Consider the following 16,592-nt stretch of genomic DNA (forward strand, 5'->3'; position numbering starts at 1 on the left):
TCAACCTACGGGCATCTGGAACGCCCAGTCAAATAAAGCTCGTTCACACCGTGCGGACCGGGTACACCGTCACCGACACCTCGTCGTCGTCCAGGCACTTCCCCGTCTGCAGGTCGAAGCGCTGCTTCAGCAGCGGCGAGGCCACGAACGGCCGCCCGTCCGCCGAGCCGAGCAGCCCCCGGGACAGTACCTGCGCCCCGGTGAACGGGTCGCGGTTCTCGATCGCGTACGGCCGACCGGTGCGGTCCACGAAGAGCGCCGCCTGCCGGCCGTCGGGCAGCAGCGCCGCCACGCCCCGGCCCGGCGTCAGCCGGGACTTCTCGCAGACGGCGATCCACGCGTCCGCGGCAGTGTCGTGGGAGAGTTCGATCTTCATCGGGCGGAGGCTCCTTCCAGGCGGTTTCCGATGGTGAGAACGGTCAGGTCCGGCTTGATCTGGTCGCGCTCCGGCACGAACCGGACCGACGGGTCCGGGGCGTCCGGCGCGTTCACGAAGGACACGAAGCGGCGCAGCCGCTCGGGGTCGTCCAGGGTCTGCGCCCACTCGTCCTGGTAGTCCGCGATGTGCGCCGCCATCAGCGACTCCAGCTCGTCGCAGAGCCCCAGCGAGTCGTGCACCACCACGTCGCGGACGTGGTCGAGCCCGCCCTCCAGGCGTTCCAGCCAGGTCGAGGTGCGCTCCAGACGGTCCGCGGTGCGGATGTAGAACATCAGGAACCGGTCGATCAGCCGCACCAGTTCGGCGTCGGAGAGATCCTTGGCGAGCAGGTCCGCGTGGCGCGGGGTCGCGCCGCCGTTGCCGCCCACGTACAGGTTCCAGCCACTCGCGGTCGCGATGACCCCGAAGTCCTTCGACGCCGCCTCCGCGCACTCCCGCTGGCAGCCGGAGACCGCCGACTTCAGCTTGTGCGGCGAGCGCAGGCCCCGGTAGCGCAGCTCCAGCTGGATCGCCATCTTCACCGAGTCCTGCACGCCGTACCGGCACCAGGTCTGCCCCACGCAGGACTTCACCGTGCGCAGCGACTTGCCGTACGCGTGCCCCGACTCGAAGCCCGCGTCGACCAGCCGGGTCCAGATCGCCGGCAGCTGGTCCACCCGCGCGCCGAACATGTCGATCCGCTGGCCGCCGGTGATCTTGGTATAGAGCCCGAAGTCGCGGGCCACTTCGCCGATCACGATCAGCTTGTCCGGGGTGATCTCGCCGCCCGGGATGCGTGGCACGACCGAGTAGGAGCCGTTGCGCTGGAGGTTGGCGAGGAAGTGGTCGTTGGTGTCCTGCAGCGCCGCCTGCTCGCCGTCCAGGATGTAGCCGCCCAGTTCGAGAGCCGGGGCGAGGCTGGCCAGGATCGAGCCGACGGTCGGCTTGCAGACCTCGCAGCCCTCGCCGCCGCGGGCCTCCTCCCGGCCGTGCGAGTCGAGCAGCTCGGCGAAGGAGGTCAGCCGCAGAGTGCGGGTGATCTCGTAGAGCTCGCTGCGGGTGTACGCGAAGCAGCCGCAGAGCCCTTTGTCGGCCGCCGTCGGCAGCAGCTTCTCGATCACCTTCACGCAACTGCCGCAACCGGTGCCCGCCTTGGTGCACTTCTTCACCTCGGGCAGCGTCGTGCACTGGCTGATCGCGTGCTTGGTGACGTTGTGGCAGGAGCAGATCACCGCGTCGTCCGGCAGCGCCGACGGGCCGAGCGCGACCGGCGCGCCCGCGCCCGCCGGGAGGACCAGCTGCTCGGGGGAGACCGGCGGGACCGAGCCCGTCAGCGGGCGGAGCAGGCCGTACGACTCGGCGTCGCCGACCAGGACGCCGCCGAGCAGCACGCCCTCGGCGTCGACCACGAGCTTCTTGTAGACGCCGGAGCGGGAGTCCGAGTAGACGACGTCGAGGCAGCCCTCGGCGGTGCCGTGCGCGTCGCCGAAGGAGGCGACGTCCACGCCGAGCAGCTTCAGCTTGGTGGACATGTCCGCGCCGGTGAAGCCGGTGAGCGTCTCCCCGGCCTCCTCGTCGATGACCGCCGCGGCCGTCAGCGCCATCTCGTAGCCCGGCGCGACCAGGCCGTACACCCGGCCGTCCGAGGCGAGCGCGCACTCGCCGATCGCGAAGACCGCCGGGTCGGAGGTGCGGCAGTGCGGGTCGACCGCGATGCCGCCGCGCTCGCCGACGTCCAGGCCGCAGTCGCGGGCCAGCTGGTCGCGGGGGCGCACGCCGGCGGAGAACACCACCATGTCGGTGGCGACCTCGGAGCCGTCCGACAGCCTCATCCCGGTGACCTGACCGTCCTCGGTCACCACCTCCTGGGTGCCGGTCCCGGTGTGGACGGTCAGCCCCATCTGCTCGATCGTGCGCAACAGGGCCGCGCCGCCGCCCTCGTCGACCTGCACCGGCATCAGCCGCGGCGCGAACTCCACGATGTGCGTGTCCAGGCCGAGGCCCTTGAGCGCGCCCGCCGCCTCCAGGCCGAGCAGCCCGCCGCCGACGACCGCGCCGGTCGTCGCGGTCTTCGCGTACTCCTCGATGGCGAGCAGGTCCTCGATGGTCCGGTAGACGAAGCAGCCGCGGGCGTCCTTGCCGGGCACGGGCGGCACGAAGGGGTACGAGCCGGTGGCCAGGACCAGCGAGTCGTACGCGAACACCTGCCCGGAGCGGGCGGTGACCGTGCGGGCGGCCCGGTCGATCGTCTCCGCGGGGTCGCCGACGTACAGCTCGATGCCGTGCTTCGCCATGAAGCCGTCCTCGACCATGGACAGGTCGTCGGGCGTCTTCCCGGAGAAGTACGAGGTCAGATGGACGCGGTCGTAGGCCGGCCGGGGCTCCTCGCAGAGGACCACGACCCGGGCCCGCTCGGTGACGCCCCGGTCCGCGAGCGCCTCCAGGAACCGCTGGCCGACCATTCCGTGGCCGACCAGGACGATGGTGGGGGTGTGCACGGTCATCAGGAGCCTCCGTCATGGGTGAGCAGGTGGAGCAGGGGGGCGTCGTCGGGCAGGGCCTCGTCGCCCTCCCAGGCGCGGGCGAGCGTGCCGACCGCGGCGAGGTCGCCCAGGAGTACGCCGCCGACGAGGCGGTCGCCGCGGACGACGACCTTGCGGTAGGCCCGGCGGGTGGCGTCGGTCAGCTGCACGACGTCGTCGCCGGGGAGCGCGGTCGCCTCGCCGAAGGCGGCGAGATCGAGGCCGTCGGGGCCGGAGAGGGTGAGGCGGGTGAGGGCGCGGGTGCCGGTGTAGCGGGGCTGGGGGGTCGGGGCGGAGGCGCCCGCAAGGGCGCCGTTCCGTTGTGCCCCCCCGTTCCTCCCTGCGGAACGATTGCCCACAACTAGGAGGTCGGCCAGGACATCTGCCTGGTCCAGGGCCGGTCCCGCGAGGCCGTATACCCGGCCCGCGTGTTCTGCGCAGTCGCCGATCGCGTGGATGTACGGGTCCGAGGTGCGCAGCTCGTCGTCGACGACGATGCCGGTGCGGACCTCCAGGTCCGCCTCCCGGGCCAGGCCGACGCGCGGCCGGACGCCGCAGGCGAGGACGACGACCTGGGCGTCGAGCACGAATCCGTCCGCCAGCTCGACGGCCGTGACCGCGCCGTCCTGCTGCCGCAGACCGCTGACCCGGCACTCGGTGTGCACCTCGACGCCGAGGGACTCCACGTGCGTCCGGAGCAGCGCGGACGCCTGCGCGTCCAGCTGGCGCTCCATCAGCCGCTCGCCCTGCTGCGCCAGCATCACCTCGGCACCCAGTGCCGCCAGCGCGCGGGCCGCCGAGACGCCGAGCAGTCCGCCGCCGATGACCACCGCCCTGACCCCGGGCCGCACCACGGCGCGCAGCTCCAGGCAGTCGTCCAGGGTGCGGAAGGAGTGGACGCCGGACGGCAGCTGCGAGCCGCGCAGGCCGCGCAGCGGCGGCAGCACCGCGTTCGATCCGGTGGCGAGCACCAGCCGGTCGTAGTCGACCCGGGACCCGTCCGCGCACTCCACGAACCGCGCCGCCCGGTCGATCCGCACCGCCCGCACGCCCCGCCGCACCGGCTCCTGGGCGGCCGGCAGCGCGATGACCTCGGGCGCGTACCGGCCGGCCAGGACGTCGGCGAGCAGCACCCTGTTGTACGGTGCGTGCGGCTCTTCGCCGAGCAGGGTGACGGGCAGACGCTGGGCGAGCCGGGCGCCCGCCGTTCCGCCTCCGACCACCACGATCCGTGTACTCATACCCCGAAGAGTGCGCGGCCGGTGTTACCCCACGGCATCTCGACTGTTTCCCGTACGGAACGCTGATCTCAGTGCGCGGCCTGCCGGGATGTGAGGTTCTGGCACCGAGTGCCGTCGCGGAGGCCCCCGAGTGCCGTGCGGAAGCTCAGGCCATCCTCAACTCTTCGGCGATCGATGGACGGGCCATCCATCGTCTCCCTAGGGTCTTGATCATGCCTGACATATCCCTGACCACGCTCGTCCTGCTCTGCGTAGCCGCCCTCGTGGCCGGCTGGATCGACGCGGTGGTCGGCGGCGGAGGCCTGGTGATGCTGCCGGCCCTGCTGCTCGGCCTGCCCCACCTGCACCACACGTACGCCCTCGGCACCAACAAGGCGCTCGCGATCGTCGGCACCTCGGGCGCCGCGGTCACCTTCGTCCGCAAGGCCCCGGTCGAGGTCGGGACGGCCGTGAAGGTCGGCCTCGCGGCGGTCGCGGGCTCCACGGCCGGGGCGTTCTTCGCCGCCGGGATCGACGAGGCGGTGCTCCGGCCGCTGATCATGGTCGTGCTGGTCGGCGTCGCCGCGTTCGTGATGTTCAAGCCGGCCTTCGGGACGAAGGTCGAGAACAAGGGCGAGCTGACCCGCGCCCGGGTGCTCACCGCGATCGTCCTGGTCGGCGGTGGCATCGGCTTCTACGACGGGTTGTTCGGGCCAGGCACCGGCACCTTCCTGGTGCTCGGTCTCACCGCGGTGCTCCATCTCGACCTGGTGACCGCCTCCGCCACCGCCAAGATCGTCAACGTCTGCACCAACGCCGGCGCGCTCGCGATGTTCGCCTACCAGGGCACGGTGCTGTGGAAGCTCGCCGCGATCCTGGCCCTGTTCAACCTGACGGGCGCGATGATCGGCGCGCGGATGGCGCTGAGCAAGGGCGCCGAGTTCGTCCGCGGGGTGCTGCTCTTCGTGGTCTTCTCGCTGGTCGCGAAGCTCGCCTTCGACCAGTGGGGGTAGGACGGCGCGGCCGGGCCCTCAGCGCACGCCGATGAGGTGCGCGAAGGCGACCACGTTGCCCTGGTAGCCGCCGGACTTCTTGTCGAAGCCGCCGCCGCAGGTGATCACACGCAGCTCGGCCCGGTCCCGGTCGCCGTATACCTTCCGGTCCGGGAAGGCGTCGTTGTCGTACACCTCGACGGCGTCCACGGTGAACACCGCGGTACGTCCGTCCCGCCGCAGCACCTCCACGCGGTGACCCTTCTGGAGCGCGCCGAGCGCGTAGAAGACCGCCGGGCCCTGCTGGTTGTCGACATGGCCGGCCACGATCGCGGTGCCGTCCGCGCCCGGCGGGGGGCCGTCCTCGTACCAGCCGGCCAGGTTCGGGTCGGCGGCCGGCGGAGTGTTCAGCGCGCCCTTCGCGCCCAGGCCGAGCCGCATGACCGGCGCGTCCACGTCGATCTTCGGGATGCGCAGCCGGACGGGCTCGGAGGGCGGCAGCGGGGCGGCGGCCGCGTCGGTGTGGAAGTCGCCGCCGGCGGCGAAGGCCTGTGCGGCGGTGGGGATCGGCGGGGTGACGTCCTCGGAGCCGTTCTGCACCAGCCACAGGCCGACGAGGGCGGCGACCGCTATGCCCCAGCCCTTGCTTCCGTTGCTGCTCACACTGCTCCTCGGGTGTGGCCCCGCCCCCGCCGGGCCGTTGCGGGCATGCGGCGGGGGCGGAGCGGGCGGTACGCGGGACGGCCGTTGCCGCCGGTCCCGTCAGCCGTCCTGCGCGCCGCTCGCCCGGCGACGCAGGAACAGCCAGGTACCGCCCACGGCGGTCGCGGCCAGCACCGCCACGCCCGCCGTGACCTGGGCGGTGTCGGGGCCGATGCTGCCGCCGACACCGGTCTGGACATGGCCGCTCGGCTGCCCGCCGTGGTGCTTGACCACCAGGTCGCCGGAGGCCGTCTTGCCGTTGTCACAGGCGACCGAGATCCCGTAGGTGCCCGGCTGGGCGTGGTGCGGGACGTTGAACTGGCCGACCACGACCTCCTTGTGGGTGCTCGGGTTGAGCTGGAACTCGCCCGCGCCGAGCGAGCGGGCGTCGCCGACGCCGTGTCCGTTCGGGCCGCAGGCCAGGGTGTTGACGGTGACCGTCGTGCCCGGCGTCGCCGTGGCCGGGTTGAGCTCCAGCGACTCGACGTTCCCGGCGAGCGCCACGGGTGCGCCGAGCGCGCCGATCGCGACGACCGACAGCGCGGTTGTGGTGAGCAGGCGGGCAGTGGTGCGCATGGGGTCCTCCGGGGCGCGCGGGCGGTGTCCTTCAGTCCGAGGTAAGGCGCAGCCCGCCGCGCACGCCTGCTGATGGAGGGTCAGATTGCTCCGACGGTGTCGGCGTGTCGTCTTGCCGACGCGGAATCGTCGCAGGTCGGAGCCGGTCCGCCCGCCTTCCGGGCGGACCCGCCCCGAACGGGTGACGCCCTAGCCGATCGGGTCCCAGGGCGCCTGCTCGTACGCCGCCTCCACCCGCGCCATCAGCTCCTCGTCCACCGGGTAGGCGACCCGGTCGATCCGGGTCACCGGGGCGATGCCCCGCGAGTTCGTCACCAGACAGGCGCGGAAGGACGGCAGATCGGCCAGCGTCACCGGGCGGACGACCGAGGGCAGCCGGCGGGTCAGGAGGGCCATCGTGATGCCGGTCAGATGCGGCGCGGACGGCCACACCAGCTGCTCGCCGTCCCAGAACGCCACATTGGTGATCGCGCCCTCGGCGACCGCCCCGTCCGGCCCGGTCAGCAGCGCCTCGTCGAAGCCCGCGCGGGCCGCCGCCTGCCGGTGATAGGACTGGCCGAATCCGCCCAGGTGCTTGAGGTGGGCCGCGGGGCGCAGATACGGCACCGACATCAGCAGCCAGGGCGACGGGTCGGGTGCGAACGGCTCCTGTACGGTCACGACGAGCGCGTCCTCGTACCCGTACACCCGCAGCGACGCGTCCCGCCGTCCCGAGCCGCGCAGCGCCCGCCCGGCCAGCGTCCGGATCCGGTCGGCGTCCAGGCCCGCGCCGAACAGCTCCCGGTGCGCGCCGTCGAGCCTGGCCAGGTGCAGCGCCAGGCCGCGCGCCCGGCCGTCGCGCACCTGCATCGCGGTGAAGTGGCCGTACCCGCTCATGAGCGAGGTCAGCAGGGCCGGATCGGGGGCGGGTATGCCATCGATTTCCAGGTATACGGGCGTGCTTGTCATGGTTACACGGTAGGCGCTCGCGAACATTTCAAGACAGCAGAAGACGGCACTTGACCTCAATCATGCTTGAGGTAACAAGATCTTCCACATGGACATCACGACGCCTTCCGCGCCCGCCGCTTCCGCCTCCGCCACTGCTTCCGCCTCCGCCGCCGAACCCCTCAAGCTCGCCGTCGTCATCGGCTCCAACCGCGCGCAGCGCTTCGGCACGGTCATCGCCGACTGGTTCCTCTCGCGCCTCGCCGAGCGCACCGACTTCACCGTCGACGTGATCGACGTCGCCGCGCACGACCTGCCCACCGCCCACTCCTGGAACCCGGACGCCGCAACCCGCGCCGAACTCGCCCAGGTCTCGCCCCGGATCGCCGCCGCCGACGCCTTCGTCGTCGTCACCCCCGAGTTCAACCACTCCTACCCCGCCGCCCTGAAGAACCTCATCGACTGGCACAACGCCGAATGGCACGCCAAGCCGGTCGCCTTCGTCTCCTACGGCGGTATCTCCGGCGGCCTGCGCGCGGTCGAGCATCTCCGCCAGGTCTTCGCCGAGCTGCACACCGTCACCGTCCGCGACACGGTCTCCTTCGCCATCGCCGGCACGCACTTCGACGAGGACGGGACCCACAAGGACCCCGCCGCCGCCGAGGCCGCCGCGAAGTCCATGCTCGACCAGGTCGCCTGGTGGGGCCGCGCCCTGAAGGACGCCAAGTCCCGTGTCCCGTACGGCAAGTGAGGGCGACTGTCATGCTGCTGCGCCTCCTCGGGGACCGCCTGCGCCCCCACCGCCGGACGATGGCCCTCGTCGTCGTCCTCCAACTGGTCCAGACGCTGGCCAGTCTGACCCTGCCCACCCTCAACGCCGGCATCATCGACCGGGGCGTGCTCCGCGGCGACACCGACCGGGTCCTGTCCGGCGGCGGCCTGATGATCGCCGTCACCGTCGTCCAGGTCGCCGCCGCCGCGGCCGCCGTGTACGTCAGCGCGAAGATCGCCCTGGGCATCGGCCGCGACCTGCGCGCCGCCGTGTTCCGCCGGGTCCAGGAGTTCTCCGCCCGCGAGATGGGCCGCTTCGGGGCCGCGTCCCTGATCACCCGCACCACCAACGACGTCCAGCAGATCCAGACCTTCGCCGTCCTCGCCCTCACGATGATCGTCGCCGCGCCGCTCATGGCCCTCGGCGGCATCGTGCTGGCCGTCGACCAGGACGTGCCGCTCGCGCTGCTCCTGCTGGTCTTCGTGCCCGTGATGGCCGGGGCCGTCGGCCTGATCATCCGCCGCATGCAGCCGCTGTTCCGCGGCATGCAGGAGCGCGTCGACCGGGTCAACCGGGTGATGCGCGAGCAGATCACCGGCATCCGCGTGGTCCGCGCCTTCGTCCGCGACCGGCACGAACAGCGCCGGTTCGCCGGGGCCAACGGCGAACTGCTCGACGTCGGCCTGCGCACCGGCCGGCTCCAGGCCACCATGTTCCCCACCGTGCTCGTGGTCTGGCAGCTCGCCACCGTCGGCATCATCTGGGTCGGCGGCCACCGGCTCGACTCCGGCTCCCTGCAGGCCGGTTCGCTGATCGCGTTCCTCGGCTACCTCACCCAGATCCTGATGTCCGTGATGATGGTGCTCTTCCTCACGATGCAACTGCCCCGCGCCGAGGTCAGCGCCGAACGCATCCAGGAGATCCTCGACACCGAATCCGGCGTCGCCCCGCCCGCCGTGCCCGTCACCGCGCTGCACGGCCCCGGCCGACTCGACGTCAGGGACGTCGACTTCAACTACCCCGGGGCCGAGGAACCCGTCCTGCGCGGCGTGAGCCTCACCGCCCGGCCCGGCCGTACCACCGCGATCATCGGCTCCACCGGCAGCGGCAAGACCACGCTGCTCGGACTGGTGCCACGGCTGTTCGACGCCGGCGGCGGCGAGGTCCGGATCGGCGGGGCGGACGTACGGGACATCGCCCCGGCCGTCCTCGCCCGCACCGTGGGCCTCGTCCCGCAGAAGCCGTACCTGTTCTCCGGGACGGTCGCGAGCAACCTGCGGTACGGCAGGCCCGACGCGACCGACGCGGAACTGTGGCACGCCCTGGAGGTCGCCCAGGCCGCCGAGTTCGTGCGCGCGCTGCCCGAGGGCCTCGACGCGCCCGTCTCCCAGGGCGGCGCGAACCTCTCCGGCGGGCAGCGCCAACGGCTCGCCATCGCCCGTGTCCTCGTCGCCCGTCCGTCCGTCTACCTCTTCGACGACTCCTTCTCCGCGCTCGACTACAGGACCGACGCGTTGCTGCGCGCGGCCCTCGCCCGCGAGACCGCGGACGCGACCGTCGTCATCGTCGCCCAGCGGGTCTCCACGATCCGCGACGCCGACCGGATCGTCGTCCTCGACGAGGGCCGCGTCGTCGGGGTCGGCAGCCACCCTGAACTCATGCGGGACAACCCCACCTACCGGGAGATCGTCCTCTCCCAGCTCACCGAGGAGGAAGCCGCATGAGCAGGACCGCTGCCCAGGTTCCCGAGCGGCGCGGGCCCGCCGTGCAGCAGCGCGGCCCCGGCCTCAACACCCCCTCCCTGGAACGGTCGCTGAACTTCCGCACCTCCGGGCTGCGCCTGCTGCGCACCCTCGCCCCGGACCGCGCCCTGCTCGCCGGCCTCGTCGCCGCCGGGACCGCTGCCGTCGCGCTGTCCGTGCTCAGCCCGGTGATCCTCGGCCGAGCCACCGACCTCGTCGTCTCCGGCGCGCGGGGCCCCGGCGGGGTCGACTTCGCCGCCGTCGGCCGGCATCTGCTGCTCGCGCTCGGCGTGGTCGTCGGAGCGTCCGTCCTCACCTGGGTGCAGGTCCGGCTCGCCATGACCGTCGTCCAGCGGGCCGCCCACCGGCTGCGCGAGCGCGCCCAGGCCAAGCTGGCCCGGCTGCCGCTGGCGTACTTCGACCGGCAGCCGCGCGGCGAGGTGCTCAGCCGCACCACCAACGACATCGACAACATCACCCAGACCGTCCAGGCGGCCTTCAGCCAGATGATCCGGGCGCTGCTCACCATCGTCGGCGTGCTGGTGATGATGTTCTGGATCTCGCCGCTGCTCGCGCTCGTCGCGCTGGCGACCGTGCCGGTCTCGGTGGTCGTCGCGGCCCGGATCGGCCGGCGCGCCCAGCCGCAGTTCGTGAAGCAGTGGGCGGTCACCGGCCGGCTCAACGCGCACGTCGAGGAGATGTACACCGGGCACGCCGAGGTCGTCGCCTTCGGCCGCCGCGCCGAGGCCGCCGCCCGCTTCGACGAGCTGGGCGAGGAGCTGTACCGGGCCGGCTTCCGCGCCCAGGTCGTCTCCGGCCTCATCCAGCCCGCGCTGACCTTCGTCGGCAACCTCAACTACGTGCTCATCGCGGTGGTCGGCGGCCTGCGCGTGGCCTCCGGCTCGCTGACCGTCGGCGACGTCCAGGCGTTCATCCAGTACTCCTACGACTTCAACGGGCCGATCACGCAGGTCGCGGCCATGGCCAACCTGCTGCAGTCCGGCGTCGCCTCCGCGGAGCGGGTCTTCGACCTGCTCGACGAGCCGGAGGAGAGCCCGGCGGCGGAGCAGGCGCCGCGTCCGGAGCAGGTCCGCGGCAGGGTCTCGTTCGAGAAGGTGGCGTTCCGGTACGAGCCGGGGAAGCCGCTGATCGAGGACCTGTCGCTGACGGTCGAGCCCGGGCAGACGGTCGCCATCGTGGGCCCGACGGGCGCGGGCAAGACCACGCTGGTGAACCTGCTGATGCGGTTCTACGAGACAACCGGGGGACGGATCACCCTGGACGGCGTGGACACCGGGCTGATGTCACGGGAGGACCTGCGGGCCGGGATCGGCATGGTGCTCCAGGACACCTGGCTGTTCGGCGGCACCATCGCCGACAACATCGCGTACGGCCTCCCCGGCGACGTCCCGCGCGAGCGAGTCGTCGAGGCCGCCATGGCCACCCACGCGGACCGGTTCGTCCGGACGCTGCCGGACGGCTACGACACCGTCGTGGACGAGGACGGCGGCGGCCTCAGCGCAGGCGAGAAGCAGCTGATCACCATCGCGCGGGCCTTCCTGTCCGAGCCGTCGATCCTGATCCTGGACGAGGCGACCAGCTCCGTGGACACCCGCACCGAGGTGCTGATCCAGCGGGCCATGTCCTCGCTCCGGGAGGGCCGCACCTCGTTCGTGATCGCGCACCGGCTCTCCACGATCCGGGACGCGGACGTGATCCTGGTGATGGAGAACGGTTCGATCGTGGAGCAGGGCGGGCACGAGGAGCTGCTGGCGGCGGGCGGCGCGTACGCCCGGCTGTACGCGGCGCAGTTCGACCGGTCGGTGGGCGCGGTGGAGGCGGCGTAGGGCGCGTGCGGGGCGCGCGTACGGTGAGGGGGCCGGCGGCCGAGGTGCGGCACGCCGGCCCCGCTGCCGTACGTCCGAAGGGAGAGCGCCGTGACGCCGACTGGGCCGACCGTGCTGACCGTGCTGACCACCACCGACAGCGCCGAGAAGGCCGGGGCGCTGGCCCGCGGCGCGGTCGAGGCGCGCCTCGCCGCCTGCGCGCAGGTCTCCGGGCCGGTCACCTCGGTGTACCACTGGAAGCAGGCCGTCGAGACGAGCGAGGAGTGGCAGGTGCTGCTCAAGACCACCGCGTCCTGCTACGAGGCCCTGGAGGCCCACCTCCTGGCCGCGCACGACTACGAGACGCCGGAGATCGTCGCCACCCCGGTGGTGCGCGGGTCCGCCGCGTATCTGGAGTGGATCGCCGCGGAGACGGTCGCGCCGTGATCGAGGAGCCGCTGCCGTTCTTCGTCTACGGGACGCTGCGCCCCGGCGAGGTCAACCACGACCTGTTCCTGCGCGGCCGCACCGCCGCCGAGGAGCCCGCCCTGCTGACCGGCGCGCTGCTGTACGACGGCCCTGGCTACCCGTACGCCGCCCCCGGCGACGGCCGGGTCGCGGGCGAGCTGGTGACCGCCGCGCCCGGCGCGTACGCCGAACTCCTCGTCGTCCTCGACCGCCTGGAGGACTACGTCGGGCCCGGCCACCCGCGCAACCTGTACGAGCGGGAGCGGTGCGAGATCCTGCGGCAGCGGGATGGGGCGCGCGTACCCGCCTGGGTCTACTTCGCGGCCCCGGCGGCCCGGCTCGGGCCGCTCATCGAGGGCGGCGACTGGCTCACGCGTCCGGGGCGTCCGGGGCTTTCGGGGCAGGTTCACCGGCCGGCTCCAGGCGCACCGCGCACACCTTGAACTCCGGCATCCGGGAGACGGGGTCGAGGGCCGGATTGGTGAGCGTGTTCGCGCGGCCCTCGCCCGGCCAGTGGAACGGCATGAACACCGTGTCCGAGCGGATGGTCGCGGTGATCCGCGCGGGGGCCACCGACCGGCCGCGCCGCGAGACCACCGCGACCCGCTCGCCGTCGGCAACCCCCAGCCGTTCGGCGAGCCGCGGGTGCAGCTCCACGAAGGAGCCAGGAGCGGCCGCGTTCAGTTCGTCCACCCGGCGGGTCTGCGCCCCGGACTGGTACTGGGACACCACCCGGCCGGTCGTCAGGATCACCGGGTACTCGGCGTCCGTCTCCTCGGCGGCGGCGCGGTGCACGACGGGCACGAACCGGGCCCGGCCGTCGGAGGTGGCGAACCGGTCGAGGAAGAGGCGGGGGGTGCCGGGGTGCTCCGGGGCGGTTTCGTCGGGCTCGGCCGGGCAGGGCCAGAACACGCCGTCCTCCTCCTGGATCCGGCGGTAGCTGATCCCTGAGTAGTCCGCCGGGCCGCCGGCCGAGGCGCGGCGCAGCTCGGCGAAGACCTCCTCCGCGTCGGTCGGGAAGCCCTTCTCCCAGCCGAGCAGCGCGGCCAGCCCGTTCATCACCTGGAGGTCGCTGCGCACCCCGGCGGGCGGCGTGAGCGCCTGCCGGCGCAGCAGCACCCTGCCCTCCAGGTTGGTCGTGGTGCCGGTCTCCTCGGCCCACTGCGTCACCGGCAGCACCACGTCGGCGAGTTCGGCGGTCTCGGACAGCACCACGTCGGCGACGGCCAGGAAGTCGAGGGAGCGCAACCGCTCCTCGATGTGCGCGGCGCGGGGCGCGGAGACCACCGGGTTGGAGCCCATCAGCAGCAGCGACTTCACCTCGCCGCCGAGCGCGTCGAGGAGCTCGTACGCGCTGCGGCCCGGCCCGGGAAGCGACTCCGGCGCGACCCCCCACACCCCGGCGACATGCGCCCGGGCGGCCGGGTCGTCGAGCTTGCGGTAGCCGGGCAGCTGGTCGGCCTTCTGGCCGTGCTCGCGGCCGCCCTGGCCGTTGCCCTGGCCGGTGAGGCAGCCGTAGCCGGAGTACGGGCGTCCGGCGCGGCCGGTCGCCAGGCAGAGGTTGATCCACGCGCCGACGGTGTCCGTGCCCTTGGACTGCTGCTCGGGGCCGCGGGCGGTGAGGACCATGCCGGAGGGCGCGTCGCAGAACATCCGCACGGCCTCCCGCAGCTCCGGGACCGGGATGCCGGTGATCCGCTCGACGTGTTCGGGCCAGTGCGCCATCGCGCCGGCCCGGGCGGCCTCCCAGCCGTCGGTGCGGGCGGCGATGAACTCCTCGTCCGTCCGCCCCTCGGCGACCACGAGGTGCAGCAGGCCCAGGGCGAGCGCCAGGTCGGTGCCGGGGCGCGGGGCGAGATGGAGGTCGGCCTGCTCGGCGGTGCGGGTGCGGCGCGGGTCGACGACGATCAGCTTGCCGCCGTTCGCCTTCAGCTCGGTGAGGTAGCGCAGGGCCGGCGGCATCGTCTCGGCCAGGTTCGATCCGACGAGGATCACGCAGCCGGACTGCGGGATGTCCACGAGCGGGAAGGGCAGCCCCCGGTCGAGGCCGAAGGCCCTGTTGTGCGCGGCCGCCGCGGACGACATGCAGAAGCGGCCGTTGTAGTCGATCTGGGAGGTGGCGAGCACCAGCCGGGCGAACTTGCCGAGCAGGTACGCCTTCTCATTGGTGAGGCCGCCGCCGCCGAAGACCCCCACGGCGTCGGGACCGTGGTCGGCGCGGGTCCGGCGCAGCCCGTCGGCGACGGCGGCGAGGGCCTCCTCCCAGGTGGCGGGTACCAGCCGGCCTGTGTCAGGGCATCGGACCAGGGGCTCGGTCAGCCGGACCCGGGAGGAGAGCACGGCCGGGGCGGTGCGGCCCTTGCCGCACAGCGCGCCCCGGTTGACGGGGAAGTCCGTCCGCTCGACCACCTCGACCGGCATCTCCGGCACGCCGGTGGGACGGAGCGACATGCCGCACTGCAGGGCGCAGTAGGGGCAGTGGGTGGGGGCGGTGGCGAGGTCGGACATGCCTGTCAGGGTGCGACGGCCGTGTTACGAGCGGGGACGCGTCGCATTACGGGCACGGTGCGAGCTGCTCTGTTCGTGGGGGTGGGGGAGGTGAGGGGGTACGGGGGCCTATCGGGCTGCGGCCAGGGCCTCCGTCACGCCCTTCTCCTCGTCGCCGAGGAAATGCGGGTCGGGCTTGAGGGCCGCGTCCAGGGCCGCCTTGCCCGCGGCGGCCAGTTCCCGGGTGCCGCCGTAGTAGAAGACGGAGTCGTGGGGTTCGACGACCTTCACGCCGTAGGACTCGATCCCGGCCGCCCCGCAGAGTGCCACGGCCCGCTTGATGTGGAAGTCCTGGGTGACCAGGACCGCCCGGTCGACTCCGAAGATCTTCTTGGCGCGGACGCAGGAGTCCCAGGTGTCGAAGCCCGCGTAGTCGCTGACGATCCGGCCGTCCGGCACGCCGCGCTTGGTGAGGTACAGGCGCATGGCGTCGGGCTCGTCGTATTCGACCCGGCTGTTGTCGCCGGTGACGAGGACGACCTTGACCTTGCCGGCGCGGTACAGCTCGGCGGCGGTGTCGAGCCGGTGCGCGAGGTACGGGGTCGGCCGCCCCTTCCACAGGCCGGCGCCGAACACGACCGCGACGTCCTGGGCGGGGACGTCGGCGGTGGTGCGGAGCCGGCTGTCGGCCGCCGCGTGCATCCAGGTCGCCGGGGCGAGCGCGAGGACGCTGCCGAGCATGACGGCCTGGACCGCGCGGCGGCGGCCGCGACGGGTGCGGGGAAGCCTGACCCGCCCGACCGCGGTGCGGAGCCCGTCCCGTACGCGTCCCATGCAGATGCCTCTCGGTCTCGTACGGTGCCTCTCGGTCTCGTACGGATGATTCGTACAGATGATCAGACGCTGATCGGGGCCTCGCGGTTCACCGGGGGGACGGGGTGGTTGGGGCCGTACAGGAGCGCGGCGAGGGCGATGCCGAGCAGGGCGCCGACCAGCTGGGCCCCGATGAAGCCGGGGAGCGAGCCGGGCGCGATCCCGGTGAAGGAGTCCGAGAGGGACCGGCCGACGGTCGCGGCGGGGTTGGCGAACGAGCCGGAGGAGGTGAACCAGATCGCGGCCGCGATGTACGAGGCGACCGCGACCGGGATGAGCGCGGCGCGGTCGATCCGCTGGAGGCCGCGGATCAGCAGGACGAGTCCGGCGGTGGCCACGATCTCGCCGAGGAGGAGGTGGTGCGCGGAGCGGATCTGGGTGGACCAGGCGCCGGGCGGGCGGCCGAACATCGCCTCGGCGAGCAGGGCGCCGGTGACCGCGCCGGCGAGCTGCGCGGCGACGTAGAGCGCGGCCTCGCGGGGGCGGGTGGTGCGGCGGTTCGACCACCACTCGGAGAGGGTGACGACGGGGTTGAGGTGGGCGCCGGAGACCGGTCCGAAGAGGGCGATGAGCAGGCCGAGGCCGATGGCGGAGGCGAGCGAGTTGGCGAGGAGCCGTACGCCGATGTCCGGGCTGAGCGCGCTGGCCTGGATGCCGGATCCGACGATGACGGCGACCAGGGCCGCGGTGCCGACGAGCTCGGCGGCGGCCCGGCGGGCCAGCGCACGCTGAGTGCTCATGAGGTGTCCTCCCCCTCCTGCTGTGGTGGCGCCGCGAGTGCGGCAGCGGAAAATGTATTCCACGGAGCGGAAGGATGGGGAGGGGGGTCCGGGGGCGCACGGAGGCGGGGAGGGGCGGACCCGGGGGGTGAGGTCAGCCGGGGGGTGACCAGGCGGCGTTGAGGAGAGACCTTGTCGCCGCCGTGACGTACACCGACGCCGTCAGCCAGGCGCGGGCGTACGCGGCCGGGTCGGAGGGGACCAGGCGGCCGAGCGGGTCACGCGTGTGCGCCGCGGCCGCGGTGCGCAGGGCGTCGGCGCAGGCGGCGGCGGTGGGCAGGGCGGTCG

General features: G+C 73.0%; 15 protein-coding genes and 1 pseudogene. 6 read left to right on the forward strand and 10 right to left on the reverse strand.

The features are described from left to right. Nucleotides 1–43: 43 nt before the first annotated feature. The 3 genes from nirD to VIU94_RS16425 are packed head-to-tail and all read right to left on the reverse strand — an operon-like array spanning nt 44 to nt 4,181. Nucleotides 44–376, reverse strand: a complete 333-nt coding sequence (gene nirD, locus VIU94_RS16415; protein WP_331912126.1) for a nitrite reductase small subunit NirD — start codon at nt 374–376, stop codon at nt 44–46. Beyond that, the gene (gene nirB, locus VIU94_RS16420; protein ID WP_331912128.1) at nt 373–2,922 is read right to left on the reverse strand and encodes a nitrite reductase large subunit NirB; all 2,550 of its coding nucleotides are present in this window, start codon (nt 2,920–2,922) and stop codon (nt 373–375) included. The genes nirD and nirB overlap by 4 nt, the downstream gene beginning before the upstream one ends. Then, on the reverse strand, nt 2,922–4,181 hold the full coding sequence (locus VIU94_RS16425) for an NAD(P)/FAD-dependent oxidoreductase (protein WP_331912130.1): 1,260 nt from the start codon (nt 4,179–4,181) through the stop codon (nt 2,922–2,924). The genes nirB and VIU94_RS16425 overlap by 1 nt, the downstream gene beginning before the upstream one ends. Nucleotides 4,182–4,393: 212 nt before the next feature. On the opposite strand from VIU94_RS16425, the gene VIU94_RS16430 reads away from it, so the two are divergent. Continuing rightward, nucleotides 4,394–5,173, forward strand: coding sequence for a TSUP family transporter (locus tag VIU94_RS16430; RefSeq protein ID WP_331912132.1), 780 nt, complete (start codon nt 4,394–4,396; stop codon nt 5,171–5,173). A gap of 18 nt (nt 5,174–5,191) precedes the next feature. Here VIU94_RS16430 and VIU94_RS16435 read toward each other — a convergent pair whose 3' ends face one another. The 3 genes from VIU94_RS16435 to VIU94_RS16445 form a co-directional block, all read right to left on the reverse strand. Next, on the reverse strand, nt 5,192–5,815 hold the full coding sequence (locus VIU94_RS16435; protein ID WP_331912134.1) for a class F sortase: 624 nt from the start codon (nt 5,813–5,815) through the stop codon (nt 5,192–5,194). Between the two features lie 99 nt (nt 5,816–5,914). After that, complete coding sequence (locus VIU94_RS16440; protein WP_331912136.1) at nt 5,915–6,430, reverse strand: GVDTG sorting domain-containing protein; 516 nt, start codon at nt 6,428–6,430, stop codon at nt 5,915–5,917. A 189-nt stretch (nt 6,431–6,619) separates the two neighbouring features. After that, a complete protein-coding gene (locus tag VIU94_RS16445) occupies nt 6,620–7,378 on the reverse strand; it encodes an aminotransferase class IV (protein ID WP_331912138.1) in 759 nt (252 codons plus the stop codon). An 88-nt stretch (nt 7,379–7,466) separates the two neighbouring features. Between VIU94_RS16445 and VIU94_RS16450 the strand changes: the two genes are divergently transcribed. From VIU94_RS16450 to VIU94_RS16470, 5 genes are all read left to right on the forward strand, one after another. Next, entirely contained in the window at nt 7,467–8,108 is a 642-nt protein-coding gene (locus VIU94_RS16450; protein WP_331912140.1) for an NADPH-dependent FMN reductase, read from the forward strand. A gap of 11 nt (nt 8,109–8,119) precedes the next feature. After that, entirely contained in the window at nt 8,120–9,853 is a 1,734-nt protein-coding gene (locus tag VIU94_RS16455; RefSeq protein WP_331912142.1) for an ABC transporter ATP-binding protein, read from the forward strand. Then, complete coding sequence (locus VIU94_RS16460; protein ID WP_331912144.1) at nt 9,850–11,718, forward strand: ABC transporter ATP-binding protein; 1,869 nt, start codon at nt 9,850–9,852, stop codon at nt 11,716–11,718. The genes VIU94_RS16455 and VIU94_RS16460 overlap by 4 nt, the downstream gene beginning before the upstream one ends. 90 nt (nt 11,719–11,808) lie before the next feature. Further along, on the forward strand, nt 11,809–12,144 hold the full coding sequence (gene cutA, locus VIU94_RS16465; protein WP_331912146.1) for a divalent-cation tolerance protein CutA: 336 nt from the start codon (nt 11,809–11,811) through the stop codon (nt 12,142–12,144). After that, nucleotides 12,141–12,608 (forward strand): gamma-glutamylcyclotransferase family protein, encoded by a 468-nt coding sequence (locus VIU94_RS16470; RefSeq protein ID WP_331912148.1) that lies wholly within the window; start codon nt 12,141–12,143, stop codon nt 12,606–12,608. The genes cutA and VIU94_RS16470 overlap by 4 nt, the downstream gene beginning before the upstream one ends. On the opposite strand, the gene VIU94_RS16475 is transcribed toward VIU94_RS16470, so the two are convergent. The 4 genes and pseudogenes from VIU94_RS16475 to VIU94_RS16490 form a co-directional block, all read right to left on the reverse strand. Further along, nucleotides 12,535–14,673 carry a molybdopterin oxidoreductase family protein gene (locus tag VIU94_RS16475; protein WP_331912150.1) on the reverse strand — a complete coding sequence of 713 codons (2,139 nt, stop codon included), beginning with the start codon at nt 14,671–14,673 and terminating at the stop codon, nt 12,535–12,537. The genes VIU94_RS16470 and VIU94_RS16475 overlap by 74 nt on opposite strands. A 108-nt stretch (nt 14,674–14,781) precedes the next feature. Continuing rightward, on the reverse strand, nt 14,782–15,486 hold the full coding sequence (locus tag VIU94_RS16480) for a SanA/YdcF family protein (protein ID WP_331912152.1): 705 nt from the start codon (nt 15,484–15,486) through the stop codon (nt 14,782–14,784). A 62-nt stretch (nt 15,487–15,548) separates the two neighbouring features. Continuing rightward, nucleotides 15,549–16,265, reverse strand: a complete 717-nt coding sequence (locus VIU94_RS16485; protein ID WP_331912154.1) for an aquaporin — start codon at nt 16,263–16,265, stop codon at nt 15,549–15,551. A gap of 133 nt (nt 16,266–16,398) precedes the next feature. Further along, nucleotides 16,399–16,592: pseudogene (locus VIU94_RS16490) on the reverse strand (hypothetical protein); the annotation flags it as partial.

The sequence above is a fragment of the Streptomyces sp. genome, assembly GCF_036566765.1.
In the GTDB taxonomy this organism is placed as follows: Bacteria; Actinomycetota; Actinomycetes; order Streptomycetales; family Streptomycetaceae; genus Streptomyces.

What these genes read in the sequence shown, in the direction of transcription:
- nirD (WP_331912126.1), bottom strand. Translation starts at nt 376, where the DNA reads ATGAAGATCGAACTCTCCCACGACACTGCCGCGGACGCGTGGATCGCC.
- nirB (WP_331912128.1), bottom strand. Translation starts at nt 2,922, where the DNA reads ATGACCGTGCACACCCCCACCATCGTCCTGGTCGGCCACGGAATGGTC.
- VIU94_RS16425 (WP_331912130.1), bottom strand. Translation starts at nt 4,181, where the DNA reads ATGAGTACACGGATCGTGGTGGTCGGAGGCGGAACGGCGGGCGCCCGG.
- VIU94_RS16430 (WP_331912132.1), top strand. Translation starts at nt 4,394, where the DNA reads ATGCCTGACATATCCCTGACCACGCTCGTCCTGCTCTGCGTAGCCGCC.
- VIU94_RS16440 (WP_331912136.1), bottom strand. Translation starts at nt 6,430, where the DNA reads ATGCGCACCACTGCCCGCCTGCTCACCACAACCGCGCTGTCGGTCGTC.
- VIU94_RS16445 (WP_331912138.1), bottom strand. Translation starts at nt 7,378, where the DNA reads ATGACAAGCACGCCCGTATACCTGGAAATCGATGGCATACCCGCCCCC.
- VIU94_RS16450 (WP_331912140.1), top strand. Translation starts at nt 7,467, where the DNA reads ATGGACATCACGACGCCTTCCGCGCCCGCCGCTTCCGCCTCCGCCACT.
- VIU94_RS16455 (WP_331912142.1), top strand. Translation starts at nt 8,120, where the DNA reads ATGCTGCTGCGCCTCCTCGGGGACCGCCTGCGCCCCCACCGCCGGACG.
- VIU94_RS16460 (WP_331912144.1), top strand. Translation starts at nt 9,850, where the DNA reads ATGAGCAGGACCGCTGCCCAGGTTCCCGAGCGGCGCGGGCCCGCCGTG.
- VIU94_RS16475 (WP_331912150.1), bottom strand. Translation starts at nt 14,673, where the DNA reads ATGTCCGACCTCGCCACCGCCCCCACCCACTGCCCCTACTGCGCCCTG.
- VIU94_RS16480 (WP_331912152.1), bottom strand. Translation starts at nt 15,486, where the DNA reads ATGGGACGCGTACGGGACGGGCTCCGCACCGCGGTCGGGCGGGTCAGG.
- VIU94_RS16485 (WP_331912154.1), bottom strand. Translation starts at nt 16,265, where the DNA reads ATGAGCACTCAGCGTGCGCTGGCCCGCCGGGCCGCCGCCGAGCTCGTC.